We start from the raw sequence: 14,597 nt of genomic DNA, 5'->3' as shown, positions 1-14,597 counted from the left end.
TTGAAGTATCGGCCGCGCTATCTCAAAATAAAATCGGCGGTGAACGAACTTCAGGTAGGCGAACACGAAGGCGTGTAGGGGGTTTCCTACGAGCGACATATTCGAGGACGCGCGTCTTATAAATGCTTACCGTCTTGGACAGACAACTCGTGGGCAATTTCATTGAGCGTTTGTCCTGCGGCGATGCGACGGACACGTCCAATTTGCGATCCGACAGGCGCTGGGGCAGGATGGCGCCGCTTGATCTTCATCAAGCGAATTCTGGTCCGCAACTGCAGACTGAAGCTCTGATCGCCTGCTGGTCGCGGCCGTGCGGAGCGAGGCGAGTTCTGGGAGAAAGTCATGTACAAACGGATTCTCGTTGCAATCGACGGCAGTCAAGCCGCTCAACTCGCGCTCGAAGAAGCCTTGAAAATCGCTGAAGCGGCGCAGGCGACTGTGACTGCGGTGTTCGTGGCCGAACATGTCGCGCAAATGGTCGATATGAGCACCGGACTCGTTGACGAGCAGGCACGTACGACGGCATCTGCCGAGGCCGCCATGGCCACGCTGGAAGACGCCCGAGCGCTGTTCGATCAGCGCAAGGTGCGTGGTTTGACACGCACCATCGACGCTTACGGCGAGGATATTGCCAGCGTGCTTTGCCGTGTCGCCGATGAGTGCGAGGCCGATCTGGTGGTGATGGGCACGCATGGACGGCATGGGATCGGGCGCCTGTTGCTGGGCAGCGTGGCCGAGGCGCTCCTGCGGCGCACCGGTGTGCCAGTTCTCATGGTTCGGCGTGCGCATGACATCGACGAGATCACGTCGAGCCTCTGAAGCCGGGCGGCGATGCGGAAGAAAGAAGCGCCCGGCAAGCGGGCGCTTTAAAACTACGCGAGGGGCTCTTTCCGCGTGATTCCTGTGAGTCCCACGAGTCCTGATGCGTCGGTTCAATGCGACATCAGCACAGGCACGGTCATCGACTGAAGCATGGTTCGTGTCACACCGCCGAGCAGTCGTTCCTGAACGCGCGTATGGCCGTACGCGCCCATCACAACCAGATCGATATGCCGGTCGGTAAGCATGTTCAACAGCAGTGCGCCCGCGGAGACGCCGGCCACCCGGGGTGCCGTTGCAAATCCGGCTTGAATGTTGTGCCTTTCCAGCCATGCGGCGACGTCGATGCCGGCAGGTTCGCCGCTGGCTGAGCTGGTTTGCACGGTCACCACGGTGACAAACTTCGCATGCTTGATAACCGGCAGCGCGTCGGCGAGGGCACGGGCGCTCTCGCGGCTGCCGTCCCAGGCAACCAGCACGCTTTCCGCGAACGTATGAACTGCGCCGGCATAAGGCAGCACGATGGCCGGCCGGCCCGAACTCATCACCACATCCTCGACAAAATGCCGGGCTATGTAAGATGAAGGGTCTTCTGGATCGTGCTCGCCCAGAATTAGCAGATCCGCATGGCGTGCGTGCAGGACTGCCGAGTCGACCGCTGGGCCGGCCGGCGCGCGCCATTCCACGCTACTCAGGCCGGCCCGCTCGGCCGCCGCGAGAAAGTGTGCCTGTGCGCCTTTGAGATTGGCGTCGCGTTGCGCCTCGTGCGTAGCGATCCATGCGCCTTCGCCATGAAGAAAGATAGGCCGCGTCAGGTCCTGACACACTACGTAAAGGCCGATCAGATGTGCATCGTACCGGCGGGCCAGTTCGAGCGCGAATTCGGTGCGCGCGGCGCTATGGGTGCTGTCGTCCACATGGACGAGGAGAGTTTTGCAGGTCATGACAGTTCCTTGACAGCCTCGTTCGCAGATTGCGGGGCGCTTGCCGCGGGTTGCGCGCAATGCGCGGAGATCATCAGCACCGCGCACTCGGCGACGCGTAGAAAACGCTCGGCGACGCTGCCGAGCACCAGTCGCTGGAAACCGCGACGGCCGTGCGTCCCCATCACCACCAGGTCGGCCTTGAGGTCGCTGGCCGCTCGCTGGATGCAATGTGCAACCTCGTCGGCCACGGGGTCGGCTTCCATGAGACGCGGCGTGCCCTGTACGCCGGCCTTGCGCATACGCGCGACGGCGCCGTCGATCACATGGGTGCCTTCTTCCACGAGCGCATTGCGAATATAAGACGGGTCGTAAGCGGGCACGTCATATACCATCACCGGGACATCCACCACAAAAAGCGGCTGCAATTGCGCGTTGGCGTCGTGCGCCAGTTGCAATGCCGCGTCGAGCGCACGCTCCGAGGTTTCACTGCCGTCGAGGGCAACCAGAATCTGTTGGTACATGGCGCACTCTCCTGAATGGGCCGGCTGGAGATCAAAGGCTGTGTTTCATCAATGCGACATCAGCACAGGCACGGTCATCGACTGGAGAACCGTGCGGGTTGCGCCGCCCATCACCAGTTCCCGCCAGCGCGCGTGGCCGTAGCCGCCCATCACGAGCAGGTCCGCGCCGAGCCCGGAGGCGGCCGACAGCAGCGTGTCGCCGATCGAGGCTCCCGCGCCGGCCTCGATGTCCTTGACCTCGACCTTTACGCCATGCCGGGCGATGAGCGTCGCGATGTCGGCACCCGGAATGCGCGGGCGCGGCTCGCCACGCGCGCCGTTGACGGTCAGGACCGTGGTGGTCTTCGCCGCGCGCATGAACGGCAGCGCATCGTGTACCGCGCGGGTGGCTTCCCGGCCGCCGTCCCAGGCGACCATGACGTGCGCGCCGGGCGACGTGACGCTGCCGGCGTACGGCACCAGCAACACTGGCCGCCCTGCGGACATGATCAGGTTTTCAGGGAAATAGTCGCCGACGTACGATTCCGGATCGTGCGGGTCGTCCTGGCTGGCGATGATCAGATCGGCGCAACGGCCGTGACGCGGCACGGCGAGGCTAGCCGGGGCGTCGTCGGCGATCCACTCGCCGGCAACTTCCGCACGGCTCAGTTCCGCATGAAAGAGCCGTTCCAGCGCGCCGCGGCGTTCCGCGCGCAGCTGTTCGTGCGTACCGTAGTATTCGGCGGTTCCGGCCATCACGTAGAGCGAGCGCGGATCGGGCGAGAACACGGCAAACACGCCGGTCAGATGGGCGTCGAACTGCCTGGCGAGCCGCAGGGCGAGTTCGAGCCTGGGATGCGCGCGCTGACTCGTATCCAGGTGAACGACGATTGTCTTGTAGGTCATTGCAATGCTCCAGAAGTGGGTGAGCGGCGCATGAACGCGTGATCTGAGTCTAGGAGCCGGGTAGTCGCCGGCGTTGATTCAGATCAACGGCGCGGTAGAGCGCGACGCTTCATCTGGGTGCGCCGACGGCGATGCCTGCTCAAGCCGTGACATGAAAGCCCGCGTCTGTGTAGACCGTCGAACCGGTCAGCGTCATGCCGGCGCCGCTCGGGAAAAACGGCAGCATCGTCGATTGCGACTGGCCCGCTGAAACGATCGCCGCCATGCACGACGCGATGGCCGACGCAAGCCAGCCCGTCGAACGGGAAGTGCGCTGCGAGCCAGCCGAGCGTCTCGTCGAGCACCTCGCGGAGATCGTCGGTGCCGGCGGCCTTGAAGGAATGTCCTCCGTCCCGTCGTCGTGAACAAGATGGAGCCGCAGCGGCTGGTGCCGTAAATAGATCACGCCATGGCCGATTCTCGATGCGCCGCGTTTCGGCATGCTGTAAAGGCTGAGCTTGACTGTCGACGAGCCGGGTTGAACGTCAACAGGAGTGGGGCGTTCATGATCAGATCGGTCCTCGCGGAGCGCGTTCAGCGGCCAGCTTGGCGAGCGCCGCGGAAGCGAGGCGAGCACGAGCGCCGTCCGCGCGGCTGGTCACAATGATCGGCAAGCGGGCGCCGAGCACGAGGCCCGCTGCATCGGCGCCCGCGAAGTACACCAGCTGTTTTGCGAGCATGTTGCCCGCTTCGAGATCCGGAACCAGCAGAATGTCCGCCTGACCTGCGACGGGCGAATTGATCTGTTTGGTTTTCGCTGCCGCGAAACTGATGGCATTGTCGAAAGCCAGCGGGCCATCGACCAGCGCACCGGTGATCTGGCCGCGTGCTGCCATGACGGTGAGGGCGGCTGCGTCGAGCGTGGTCGGCATGTTTGCGCTCACCGTTTCCACGGCGGCAAGCACCGCAACCCGCGGCAGTTCGACGCCGAGGACATGCAGCAGGTCGATCGCGTTCTGGCAGATGTCGCGCTTATGTTCGAGAGACGGCGTGATATTGACGGCGGCGTCCGTGACAACGAGCGGTTTCGAATAGGCCGGCACATCCATTGCGTAGACGTGACTGATGCGACGCTCCGTGCGCAGGCCGGACGCCGGCGCGACGACAGCGGCGAGTAGTTCGTCCGTATGCAGGCTGCCTTTCATCAAGGCGGCAACCTGACCGGACGCACCCATCGCCACCGCACGTGCGGCAGCCGCGTGGCTATGTTCGACCGCTTCGATGGGTATGCCCGCGAGGCTCACATTGGCAGCCTCGGCCGCCGCGCGGATTTTCGTCTCCGGGCCGATCAGTATTGGATCGATCAGGCCTTCGTCACGGGCATCGATCGCGGCCTGGATGGCTTCCACGGAGCACGGATGGACGATCGCCGTGCGCAGCGCGGGGCGCACGCGCGCTTCCCGGATGAATGCCTCGTAGCGGGCGTGACGGCGTACGGCGACGTCCGGGCGGGGTGCCGAGCGCCACACGACCGACGCCGAGGGTGCAATGACTGTCGCCGTCCCCAACAGGACGGGGTCGCCGGCCTGGTTCGTGCAGCAGGTGTCGAGCAGCACAATGTGCTTGTCCGGGCGTTTTTCCGTGACCGTGACGGTGGCGGTAATGGTGTCGCCTGGCGCGACCGGATGGCGGAACTGCAAGGTCTGGTCGAGATAGATGGTGCCGGGGCCGGGCAGCCTGGTGCCCAGCAGGGCGGAAATCAACGCGCCGGTCCACATGCCGTGGACCACCACATGACCGAACGGATCGCCCGATGCGAACACGGCATCCATGTGGGCGGGATTGACGTCGCCGGAGATCGCGGCGAACAGATCGATGTCGTTCTGTACAGCGACGCGCGCCAGCGATGCCGATTCGCCGATCTCGATTTCATCGAACGTCCGGTTGCGCAACAGGTTATCGTTCACGGATGTCTCCTAGACCTGAAAAACGTAAGAGCCGGGCGCGTCCGCGAGGGCTCGACCGCTCGCGTCGAGTGACATCGGCGGCGGCGTCACACGCTGCGTGCTCGAATGTGCTTTGAGCCACTCGCTCCATGTGGGCCACCACGACCCGTCCAGGATATTCGCATCGGCCAGCCATTCCTCGGGGCCAATGCGAAGATCGTCGGCCGCACTCAGTCTCATCCTGAAGTGCCGGCGCGGATGTCCTGGCTCGCTCACGATGCCCGCGTTGTGACCGCCGCTTGTCAACACGAACGTGACGTCGGTGTCGGACAGGTTGTGAATCTTGTAGACGGACCGCCATGGCGCGATATGGTCGCGCTCCGTGCCTACCACGAACATGGGTGCTCGGATGTTGCGAATCGCAACAGGCCGCCGGTTGACCAGGTACCGACCGGAGGCCAGATCGTTGTTGAGGAAGAGTCGCCTCAGATACTCGGAATGCATGCGGTAAGGCATCCGGGTCGCGTCGGCGTTCCAGGCCATCAGGTCGATCGCGGGAGCGCGGTCTCCGAGCAGATAGTCGTGTATCAGCCGCGACCAGATCAGATCGTTCGACTGAAGCAGCTGAAACGCGGCGGACATCTGATTCGCACTGAGATAGCCCTGCGACCACATCATGCTTTCGAGGAAATAGACTTCGCTGTCGTCGATGAAGAGTTGCAACTCACCAGGCTCGGTGAAGTCCGTCTGCGCGGCAAAAAGTGTCACTGACGCAAGCCGTTCATCGCCGGCATCGGCCATGGCCGCAGCAGCGATCGACAGCAACGTCCCGCCGAGGCAATAACCGGTTGCGTGGACTCCGCGATCCGGGATAGTTCCCGAGATGGTGTCGAGCGCAGCCATCACGCCGAGTCGCCGGTAGTCTTCAAGACTCAGGTCGCGGTCCCCGGCATCCACGTTACGCCACGAGATGCAGAACACCGTGTGGCCTTGCTCGACGAGATAGCGAATGAGCGAGTTGTGCGGCGACAGGTCCAGGATGTAGTACTTCATGATCCACGCCGGGACGATCAGGATCGGTTCGGCGAGAACCGAGTCGCTTGCGGGGCTGTACTGTATGAGTTCGATCAAGCGATTACGGAACACGACTTCGCCGGGTGTGGCGGCAAGGTTGACGCCGACCTTGAACTGATCCAGACCTACGGCGGGTTTGCCACACACCACGCGGGAGACATCCTCGAGCGCGTTCTGGTATCCCTGAACCAGGCTCAAACCACATGTTGCCGCAACGCGGTGGGAAACTTCGGGGTTGGTCAACACGAAATTCGCAGGCGCCAGAATGTCGAGCACTTGACGCGCAATGAAAGCTACAACATCTTCATGATGGCGAGTGGTACCGGGCACGGCGCGGGTCGCCGTGTCCCACCATTGTTCGACGAGCAGGAAGCTCTGGTACCACAATCGGTACGGCTCGGCCTGCCACTCAGGGGCGTGAAACCGATAATCCGTAGGCGGTGGCACGGTCAACTCCGGCGGTTGCTGGCCGAGCGCGAGGGTCAGGCAATACTCGGATAATCGTTTCGCATTCGATACACACAGCGAGGCCAGTTCGAGTTGCTTGCCTGGCGCAGCCATGAGATGGATCAGCCAGTCGGACACCGTGGCGCGCAGCGACGCTGGCGACAGACCCGCCGTCATGCGAGCGATGAGCGCCTCTTTCGCGTGGTCCAGATCGCGAAAAGCATTGTTTTGGGGAAGGGGCGGCGAGCCGCCCATTCTGCTGGCAGCGTCGGCGCCGATGACTCGCGTGCGGGTGTCCATTCAGATTCCTCTGCGTTCGAGTGTGCTGCATTCGACGACATCGCCCGGGTTGCCGCGACGCCGCTCGTTCATGAAGGAACGGCCGTGTCTGAAGCAATGCCACTTCCGCGGGTTTTCCGGATGCAAATGCACTGCACTGGCATCTCAAGGGGTACGCTGGAATTGTTGCGAAGCAACACCCCCCCGACCTCTGGGACTCTAGCCGCTCGGTAGCCGCTGCCGTTGATCTTTGTCAAAGAGGATGGCCGGGGAACTCGACACAAGCGTGACCGCTATCCGGCATGCGTCAGTTGGGGCGGGTGCATGCCGAACGAGCGGGTCGGCAGATCGGCAGGAAGTAGCCGACCCCGGCCGCTGCGTAAGATTTGATTTGGCGCAAACCTCGCACTGAACTTCGCAGGTGTACTGCTTGGGACGGAGTAGGTCTTGGGATGTCTCCGCGGCCGCCACCAGGCAACGACTTCAAGGAGAAGCCATGCATGCTAATCGACATCATGATCATGACCCCGCCGGCGATTGCCCCTGTCCTTGCCATCGTCGCTTCTGGGTGCTCGCGGCCTCCCGGATACTCGCCTTGTTTGGTCCATACGGGCACGACTGCGGCGAATGAGCGGGGCGATGCAGCGGACGGTCTTCCAATGCGTCGCTTCAGGCGCACCCTTGTGCGATAGTTAGCCATGTACAAAAGGATTCTTGTGGCGGTCGTGACGGCTGGTATCACCATGCCTACACAGGCGTGACGCGTGTCCCCGCCTTGCCGAGTGCCATCTCCTGAATGTGGTCAAGCGAGCCGATAACGGCCGTCCGGCCAGTACGCGCGACAAACTCGCACGCGGCTTCAACCTTCGGCCCCATGGAGCCCGTAGGGAAAGACATTGACCGAAGAGCCGCCACCGAGATCTCACCGAGCGCGCGTTCGCCCGGCGTGCGCCAGTCGGCGTAAACCGCATCGACATCCGTCGCAATCAACAGCAAGTCGGCACCCACGTCGGCGGCAAGCAGCGCACTGCACAGGTCCTTGTCGATCACGGCCTCCACGCCAGTGCGGCTCCTGCCATCGCTGGCGAGCGTGACCGGAATGCCTCCGCCGCCCGCCGCGACCACGATGACGTCGTGAGCGAGCAGCCATTCGATTGGCTGAAGGGGCACGATACGCTGCGGTTTCGGCGACGCGACGACACGGCGGAAGCCATTCCCATCCTGCGCGACCACCCAGCCGTTGAGTATCGCCAGACGTTTGGCGTCGCCCTCGGCATAGACAGGTCCGATTGGCTTCGTGGGGTGCTGAAAAGCCGGATCGGCGGCGTCGACCTCGACACGTGTGAGCAGGGTCACGACCTGACGCTCAGCGGGAAGCGCGTTGGCCAGTTCCTGCTCGAGAAGGTAGCCGATCATGCCTTCCGACTCCGCGTCGAGCACGTCGAGCGGAGCAGCACATGCCGCACCCGCTGCGGCCGCCTGCAATGCCAGGAGTCCGACCTGAGGCCCGTTGCCGTGGGCGATGATCAGCTGGTTATCGCCGGCGAGCCGGGCGATCTGCAACGCGGCACGGCGGATGTTGGCGATCTGGGCTGGAACCGTCATCGGTTCGTCGCGCCTCAGCAGCGCATTGCCGCCCAGCGCAATCAGAATACGCATGACAGCTCCTTAAGCGAGCGTCGCCACAAGTACGGCTTTGATCGTGTGCATCCGGTTCTCGGCCTGCGAAAATACGATCGACGCATTCGACTCGAAGACTTCGTCGCTGACCTCCAGTTCGGAGAGGCCGAAGCGCTCGTGGATTTGCCGGCCGGTGTCTGTATCCAGGTTGTGATAAGCCGGCAGGCAATGCATGAACCGTGTGCGCGGCTTGCCGGTCGCCTTCATCAGCGCGGCATTGACCTGAAAGGGCAGCAGCAGATCGATGCGCGCGCTCCATGCCTCCATTGGCTCGCCCATCGATACCCAGACGTCCGTATAGACGAAGTCGGCGCCGCTCACTCCTTCGTGCGGATCCTCGACGAGGTTCACGCGAGCGCCGGTCCGTTCCGCGAGACGCCGCATCTGCTGCACGAGTTCATCCTGTGGCCACAGCTCGCGCGGCGCGGCGATGCGTACGTCCATGCCCATCTGTACGCCGCCGATCAGCAGCGAATTGCCCATGTTGAAACGCGCGTCGCCGAGATAGCAGAACGACAATTCATGCAGCGGTTTTTCGCCGAATTCCTGCATCGTCAGCAGGTCAGCGAGCACCTGGGTCGGATGAAATTCATCGGTCAGGCCGTTCCATACCGGCACGTGGGAATATGTCGCCAGGTCCTCCACGACGCTCTGATGAAAGCCGCGATATTCGATGCCGTCGTAAAGCCGGCCGAGTACGCGTGCCGTATCCTTGAGCGACTCCTTGCGCCCGAGCTGGGAGCTTGCCGAATCGATGTAGGTGACGTGGCCCCCCTGGTCGTGCACGGCCACCTCGAACGCGCAGCGCGTGCGCGTCGACGTCTTTTCGAAAATGAGTGCGACGTTCTTGCCGTTGAGCCGGGGGACCTCGTTGCCGGCATACTTCGCACGTTTGAGTTCGGCTGCAAGGTCGAGAAGAAAACGGATGTCGCGCGGAGTGAAATCCTGCATGTTGAGCAGGCTTCGGTTGCGCAGGTTGAATGCCATGGAAGCAATTCCTCGAAATGTGTGGGAAGCGGACTGCGTCAGACGGGATCGCGTTCGATCGGGCAGGTCATGCAATGGCCGCCGCCACGCCCGCGGCCCAGTTCGCCGCTCGGAATGGTGATGACCTCGACGCCTGCCTTGCGCAGCAGCGTGTTCGTGTAGACATTCCGGTTGTAGGCAACGACGACCCCGGGTGCGAGCGCGATCACGTTGTTGCCGTCGTCCCACTGTTCGCGCTCGGCCTCCCATGTATCGCCGCCTGTCGCCACGGTGCGCAGCTCTTTCAGGCCCAGCGCGCGCGCCACCACATCAAGAAACGGCATGGTTTCCGGCCGCACGTCGAGCTTGCCGGGCGTTTGTGAAGGACGCAGAGTGGTGCAGCGGATGCCGTCGACCACCTCGGGGAAGATCGTGACCAGGTCGTGGTCGCAGAAGGTGAAGACCGTGTCGAGATGCATGGCGCCGCGCGACCGGGGCAACTGCGCGGCGATGACCTGCTTGACTGATTCACGTGCGAAGAGCGCGCGCGCAAGCTGCGCGACGCCCTGCGGCGAAGTGCGCTCGCCCATGCCGATCATGACGACGTCGCGCGATAGCGGCATCACATCGCCGCCTTCCAGCGTGGCGCCGCCATGATCGGTTGCCGGATCGCCCCACCAGATGCGCGTCCCGCCGCTGAACAACGGATGGAACCGATAGATGGCCGCACTCAGCAGCGTTTCCTGGCGCCGCGCCGGCCAGTACATCGAGCCGAGTACGACGCCGTCGTTGATCCAGCAACTGTTGTCGCGTGTGAACAGGGTGTTGGGCAGCGGCGGCAGCAGAAAGCCGGCTGGCTCCGTGGATTGCGCGACCAGCCCGGCAGGTTCGAACGGCAGTTCGGCCCGTACGATCCCGCCGATCAGGCGCGTGGCGAGTTCGTCCGCGCTCATCTCGTCGAGCCACGGCAGCAGTTGCTCGGACAATTCCTGATCAACGGTGCTGCTGGACAGCTTGTGTCCGAGTATCCAGTCACGTGCTTCCCGGCCTCGCAGGACGTCAACAAGCAGGTCATGCAGGTCGAGCACGTCGACACCGCGCTCCTGCATCGCACTGACAAACGCATAGTGGTCGTTCTTCGCCTGCGAGACCCACAATACGTCGTCGAACAGCAGTTCGCGGCAATTAGCCGGTGTGAGGCGCGCCTGGGCGAGCCCGGGGCGGCAGACGATCACCTTGCGCAGGGTACCGACTTCCGAATAGACGCCGAATGTCATAGAGGTTCTCCCGAGGATCGACGGCTTAGAGGCCGAGCGCGCCGCTCGACAACAGCCAGGCGGCGGTTGCGGCAAGGACGATCAGGGCGGCGAGAATGACGACTTCAAAAGGCTTGAACAGACGTGCGTGGCGCTCGCGCTTCGCCCAGCCGTAGAGGAGTACGCCGGGCGCATAGAGCAGCGCGGAGAGCAGCAGATATTTCGGGCCGGCTGCATAGAGCAGCCAGCAGCAGTAGATCGTTGCGGCGCCGCCAATCAGCACGTCACGGCTGCGAACGGTGTCGGTCGCCGCATAGCCTTCGCCGCGCATGGCGATCCGGGTGGCGTACACCGCGGAGAACAGATAAGGAACCAGGATCATCGAGGTCGCGAGCGAGATCAGCGCCTGATACGTCGCGTTCGACACGAGCGTGATGACCAGAAATAGCTGGACCAGCCCGTTTGTTACCCACAGCGCATTGGCCGGCACGCCATGGCTGTTTTCACGCGAAAGGAACGCGGGCATCACGCCACCGCTCGCCGGTGTGAAGAGCGTTTCGGCCGCGAGCAGGGTCCACGCCAGCAACGCCCCGCCCACCGAAACCAGCAGGCCGATGCTGATCAGCACGGCTCCCCATGTGCCGACGGCTTTGTCCAGCACACCCGCCATCGACGGATTTTTCATGGCGGCCAGTTCGCTCTGCGAGACGATGCCAAGCGATAGCAGCGAGACCGCCATCAGCAGCAGCAACACGACGGCGAAGCCAAGCAGCGTTGCCCGGCCAATGTCTTCCCGGCGCTGCGCACGTGCAGAAAACACGTTGGCGCCCTCGATGCCGATGAACACCCACACTGTGATCAACATCGTGCTTTTGACTTGGGTGAACACGCTGCCGAGTTTCGGGCTGCCCCAGAAGTCGTGTGTGAAGACATGGCTTCTGAAGGCCGCGACCGCCAGCAGGATGAACAGCAGCAGCGGGATGACCTTCGCGACCGTGGTGATCGCATTCAGCACTGCCGCGCTGCGTACGCCACGCAGGATCACCGCGTGCATCAGCCACAGCCCGATCGACGCGCCCAGCACCGCGGCGCGCGTATTGCCGTCACCGAATACGGGGAAGAAATAGCCCAGCGTGCCGAACACAATGACGAGATAACCGACATTGCCGATCCATGCGCTGACCCAGTAACCCCACGCCGAATTGAAGCCGACGAAGTCGCCGGCACCTGCTTTTGCGTACGCGTAGATGCCGTTATCGAGTTCGGGCTTTCGCGTCGTCAGGGTTTGATAGACGAATGCAAGCATCAGCATGCCTACGCCGGTGATCAGCCAGCCGATTAGTACCGCGGCGGCGCCTGCGCCCGAGGCCATGTTCTGCGGCAGTGAAAACACGCCGCTGCCGATCATCGAACCTATCACCAGCGCCGTCAGCAGGCCGAGCCGCAATGGTTTCGCCGCCCCTGCCGTAGTGCGCGTGGCTGGCCGGGGTGCCGACGGGCTCGCAAATGAATCCGCTAGATTCTTCATGACACGACCTCGGTAATGTGCAGGATGCGTTGATTAGGACACTTCGGGCGGTCTGGCCAGTTGATCTGGATCAGCCGCTTCGACGTTGGACATGGCGGTGGCATCGCACGGATGAATGCCTGTCACTGCATTCGACCCTGGCAGTTCGACGGTTTCGAGGTAGATGGGTACCTCGCAGCGCCAGTGCAGCGATTCATCGAGATGACGCCGTAGCGCATCGGCGGCAGCCGGTTCGCCATGCGTCAGGAACACGCGCTTCGGCGCGACGGACATGGAACGAAGCCAATCCGTCAATTCCCGATAGTCGGCATGGGCGGACAGCGATGAAAGCGAGACGACCGAGGCCCGCACCGGCACGTAGTCGCCGTGGATCTTGATCGCAGGTACATGGTCGGCAAGGGCCGCCCCACGCGTGCCGGCCGCCTGATAGCCGACCAGCACGATGGTGTTGCGGCTATCGGGCGCGAACGTTTTCAGGTGATGCACGACCCGTCCGCCCGTCGCCATGCCGCTGCCGGCGATCACCACCATCGGGCCGTGCCGCGCAGACACGGCTTTGGATTCGTCGACGGTACGCACCATCTCAGCCGCGTGGCTGATCGCATTGGCTTCGGTCATGCTCAGGCGGTGTTCGCCCACGTGATGCCGGTAAAGCTGTGTGACGCTGGATGCCATCGGACTGTCGAGGTAGACCGGCACATTGACCATCCGCCCGCTCGCCTTCAACTGCGCGATGTAATGAAGAATGGATTGCGTCCGGCCCACCGCGAAACTCGGGATCACCACAACACCGCCTTGCGCGAAGGTGCACTGGAAGATTTCGGCCAGTTGCGTGGCAGGGTCGGCTGCTTCGTGCACACGATCTCCGTAGGTGGACTCCACCACGAGATAGTCAGCGTGCGCGAACGGCATGGGCGGACGCATGATTGGATCGTTCGGTCGGCCAACGTCGCCAGAGAAGGCGACAACCTTGCCTTCCATGCACAGCACGACACTTGCGGCGCCCAGAATGTGCCCGGACGGCAACAGCCGGAAGCACGCGTGCTCGTTCAGTTGCTTCGGTACATCGAATTCGCGCGGCACGAGCAACTGCAGCGCCTTTTCGGCATCTTCGAGGGTGTATAGCGGCAGTGCCGGATGATGTTTCGAAAATCCATGGCGGTTCGCGAAGACGGCTTCTTCTTCCTGGAGTTTTGCGCTGTCGCGCAACATCACTTCGCACAGCTCGCGGGTGCCACGGGTGCAATAGACCGGCCCCCGGTATCCCATCCGCGCGAGGACCGGCAGATACCCGCTGTGGTCCACGTGGGCATGCGTCAGTATCACGGCATCGAGCGTTTCGACCGGAACCGGGAATGCGCCCCAGTTACGCAGTCGCAGATTCTTTGTGCCCTGAAAGAGCCCGCAGTCGATCAGCACCCGAAGGCCGGCTCCCTCCAGCAGATACCTCGAGCCGGTGACAGTTTCTGCCGCGCCTAGAAAAGTCAGCTTCATGCCTCACCTCTTTTGATGAATAGGCCGCATGCTGGTCACGTTGCCGCGCGTTGACCGAAGTTGTTGCAGAGCGCCTCAGCGAAGCGTTTGAAGGCGTGCAGTGAGCCGGCGATGCTTTGGTATTTCTCGCGCCCGATTTGCCCGTCCAGCGTGATCAGCATTCCGGAGTCGCGGGCCAGCGCGAGAATTTCTTCGAGTTCGCTGGCGGCATCGCGTGTGTCCTGCGCTTGTCCGGCCTGCGCAGTGGCATGGACGGAAAAGGTATCGTTCGGCATGGCCGGTCTCCTTACAGGTCAACCTCGGCACGCTTATCGCGGGCGTCGCGAGGGCTTTCGATTGCTGCTGTCCTGAAAGTCAGTATTGGTCAGGGCACGGCGGATAGAAATCAGGTGACGCTGAGCTTCGCGTAGGGCGTCCTACGCTCATGTCAGGCATTTCCTACACGCCAATGGCGCAGTAGTGATGGTCGAGTTCGATGCTTGACATGGATCATGAGAACTCTCCCAGCCACGCCTATGCTCGGGACAGGCACTGCGGATCCCGCATGTGAACGCATAACGGCACGTGGTACGGAGATCGAAATGTCCGAAGCTAAAGTTCTTGTCGTCTATTACTCGCGCACCGACACCACGCGTTCACTTGCGTCGGCGCTTGCAGGGATGCTGGACGCCGATCTCGAGGAGATCTGCGACTGCAGCAATCGCGAAGGACCCGGCGGCTATCTGCGCTCGTTAGTCGATGCGATCCGCAAGCGGCACGTTGAAATCGTACCGGCGGGGCGGGATGTCTCGGCGTAT

Annotated in this window: 13 protein-coding genes and 1 pseudogene; 3 read left to right on the top strand and 11 right to left on the bottom strand. The window is 62.9% G+C overall.

Features of this window, described 5'->3' with window-relative positions; genetic code table 11:
* The first annotated feature begins 342 nt into the window (after window positions 1–342).
* Window positions 343–819 (top strand): universal stress protein, encoded by a 477-nt coding sequence (locus tag P0D80_RS41995; RefSeq protein WP_408292577.1) that lies wholly within the window; start codon window positions 343–345, stop codon window positions 817–819.
* Window positions 820–932: 113 nt separating this feature from the next.
* Here P0D80_RS41995 and P0D80_RS41990 read toward each other — a convergent pair whose 3' ends face one another.
* Genes P0D80_RS41990 through P0D80_RS41980 form a run of 3 tightly spaced genes read right to left on the bottom strand, consistent with a single transcriptional unit; the run spans window position 933 to window position 3,151 of the window.
* Complete coding sequence (locus P0D80_RS41990; RefSeq protein ID WP_408292575.1) at window positions 933–1,763, bottom strand: universal stress protein; 831 nt, start codon at window positions 1,761–1,763, stop codon at window positions 933–935.
* A complete protein-coding gene (locus P0D80_RS41985) occupies window positions 1,760–2,266 on the bottom strand; it encodes a universal stress protein (RefSeq protein WP_408292573.1) in 507 nt (168 codons plus the stop codon). The genes P0D80_RS41990 and P0D80_RS41985 overlap by 4 nt, the downstream gene beginning before the upstream one ends.
* 48 nt (window positions 2,267–2,314) lie before the next feature.
* A complete protein-coding gene (locus P0D80_RS41980; RefSeq protein ID WP_408292571.1) occupies window positions 2,315–3,151 on the bottom strand; it encodes a universal stress protein in 837 nt (278 codons plus the stop codon).
* Window positions 3,152–3,345: 194 nt separating this feature from the next.
* On the opposite strand from P0D80_RS41980, the gene P0D80_RS41975 reads away from it, so the two are divergent.
* The gene (locus tag P0D80_RS41975; protein ID WP_408292569.1) at window positions 3,346–3,555 is read left to right on the top strand and encodes a hypothetical protein; all 210 of its coding nucleotides are present in this window, start codon (window positions 3,346–3,348) and stop codon (window positions 3,553–3,555) included.
* A gap of 144 nt (window positions 3,556–3,699) precedes the next feature.
* Here P0D80_RS41975 and P0D80_RS41970 read toward each other — a convergent pair whose 3' ends face one another.
* The 8 genes from P0D80_RS41970 to P0D80_RS41935 all read right to left on the bottom strand — a co-directional run bounded on the left by P0D80_RS41970 (window position 3,700) and on the right by P0D80_RS41935 (window position 14,075).
* Window positions 3,700–5,097: a bifunctional enoyl-CoA hydratase/phosphate acetyltransferase gene (locus tag P0D80_RS41970; protein WP_408292567.1), complete on the bottom strand. Its 1,398-nt coding sequence runs from the start codon at window positions 5,095–5,097 to the stop codon at window positions 3,700–3,702.
* Between the two features lie 9 nt (window positions 5,098–5,106).
* Complete coding sequence (locus P0D80_RS41965; protein ID WP_408292565.1) at window positions 5,107–6,897, bottom strand: PHA/PHB synthase family protein; 1,791 nt, start codon at window positions 6,895–6,897, stop codon at window positions 5,107–5,109.
* 726 nt (window positions 6,898–7,623) lie between these two features.
* Window positions 7,624–8,535, bottom strand: coding sequence for a carbamate kinase (gene arcC / locus P0D80_RS41960; protein WP_408292563.1), 912 nt, complete (start codon window positions 8,533–8,535; stop codon window positions 7,624–7,626).
* A gap of 9 nt (window positions 8,536–8,544) precedes the next feature.
* The gene (gene argF / locus P0D80_RS41955; protein WP_408292561.1) at window positions 8,545–9,543 is read right to left on the bottom strand and encodes an ornithine carbamoyltransferase; all 999 of its coding nucleotides are present in this window, start codon (window positions 9,541–9,543) and stop codon (window positions 8,545–8,547) included.
* A 38-nt stretch (window positions 9,544–9,581) separates the two neighbouring features.
* Complete coding sequence (locus P0D80_RS41950; protein ID WP_408292559.1) at window positions 9,582–10,799, bottom strand: arginine deiminase; 1,218 nt, start codon at window positions 10,797–10,799, stop codon at window positions 9,582–9,584.
* A gap of 25 nt (window positions 10,800–10,824) precedes the next feature.
* Window positions 10,825–12,306: an arginine-ornithine antiporter gene (gene arcD, locus P0D80_RS41945; RefSeq protein ID WP_408292557.1), complete on the bottom strand. Its 1,482-nt coding sequence runs from the start codon at window positions 12,304–12,306 to the stop codon at window positions 10,825–10,827.
* A 33-nt stretch (window positions 12,307–12,339) separates the two neighbouring features.
* Window positions 12,340–13,800 (bottom strand): MBL fold metallo-hydrolase RNA specificity domain-containing protein, encoded by a 1,461-nt coding sequence (locus tag P0D80_RS41940; RefSeq protein WP_408292555.1) that lies wholly within the window; start codon window positions 13,798–13,800, stop codon window positions 12,340–12,342.
* A 35-nt stretch (window positions 13,801–13,835) separates the two neighbouring features.
* Window positions 13,836–14,075 carry a hypothetical protein gene (locus P0D80_RS41935; protein WP_408292553.1) on the bottom strand — a complete coding sequence of 80 codons (240 nt, stop codon included), beginning with the start codon at window positions 14,073–14,075 and terminating at the stop codon, window positions 13,836–13,838.
* Window positions 14,076–14,381: 306 nt separating this feature from the next.
* On the opposite strand from P0D80_RS41935, the pseudogene P0D80_RS41930 reads away from it, so the two are divergent.
* Window positions 14,382–14,597 (top strand): annotated as a pseudogene (locus P0D80_RS41930) (flavodoxin); the annotation flags it as partial.

This window comes from Paraburkholderia sp. RL17-373-BIF-A, from assembly GCF_046030175.1.
Lineage (GTDB): Bacteria > Pseudomonadota > Gammaproteobacteria > Burkholderiales > Burkholderiaceae > Paraburkholderia.
The sequence above is the reverse complement of the archived record's forward strand: the minus strand, read 5'-3'. Positions and strand labels throughout refer to the sequence as shown.

What these genes read in the sequence shown, in the direction of transcription:
- P0D80_RS41995 (WP_408292577.1), top strand. Translation starts at nt 343, where the DNA reads ATGTACAAACGGATTCTCGTTGCAATCGACGGCAGTCAAGCCGCTCAA.
- P0D80_RS41990 (WP_408292575.1), bottom strand. Translation starts at nt 1,763, where the DNA reads ATGACCTGCAAAACTCTCCTCGTCCATGTGGACGACAGCACCCATAGC.
- P0D80_RS41985 (WP_408292573.1), bottom strand. Translation starts at nt 2,266, where the DNA reads ATGTACCAACAGATTCTGGTTGCCCTCGACGGCAGTGAAACCTCGGAG.
- P0D80_RS41980 (WP_408292571.1), bottom strand. Translation starts at nt 3,151, where the DNA reads ATGACCTACAAGACAATCGTCGTTCACCTGGATACGAGTCAGCGCGCG.
- P0D80_RS41975 (WP_408292569.1), top strand. Translation starts at nt 3,346, where the DNA reads ATGCCGGCGCCGCTCGGGAAAAACGGCAGCATCGTCGATTGCGACTGG.
- P0D80_RS41965 (WP_408292565.1), bottom strand. Translation starts at nt 6,897, where the DNA reads ATGGACACCCGCACGCGAGTCATCGGCGCCGACGCTGCCAGCAGAATG.
- arcC (WP_408292563.1), bottom strand. Translation starts at nt 8,535, where the DNA reads ATGCGTATTCTGATTGCGCTGGGCGGCAATGCGCTGCTGAGGCGCGAC.
- argF (WP_408292561.1), bottom strand. Translation starts at nt 9,543, where the DNA reads ATGGCATTCAACCTGCGCAACCGAAGCCTGCTCAACATGCAGGATTTC.
- P0D80_RS41950 (WP_408292559.1), bottom strand. Translation starts at nt 10,799, where the DNA reads ATGACATTCGGCGTCTATTCGGAAGTCGGTACCCTGCGCAAGGTGATC.
- arcD (WP_408292557.1), bottom strand. Translation starts at nt 12,306, where the DNA reads ATGAAGAATCTAGCGGATTCATTTGCGAGCCCGTCGGCACCCCGGCCA.
- P0D80_RS41940 (WP_408292555.1), bottom strand. Translation starts at nt 13,800, where the DNA reads ATGAAGCTGACTTTTCTAGGCGCGGCAGAAACTGTCACCGGCTCGAGG.
- P0D80_RS41935 (WP_408292553.1), bottom strand. Translation starts at nt 14,075, where the DNA reads ATGCCGAACGATACCTTTTCCGTCCATGCCACTGCGCAGGCCGGACAA.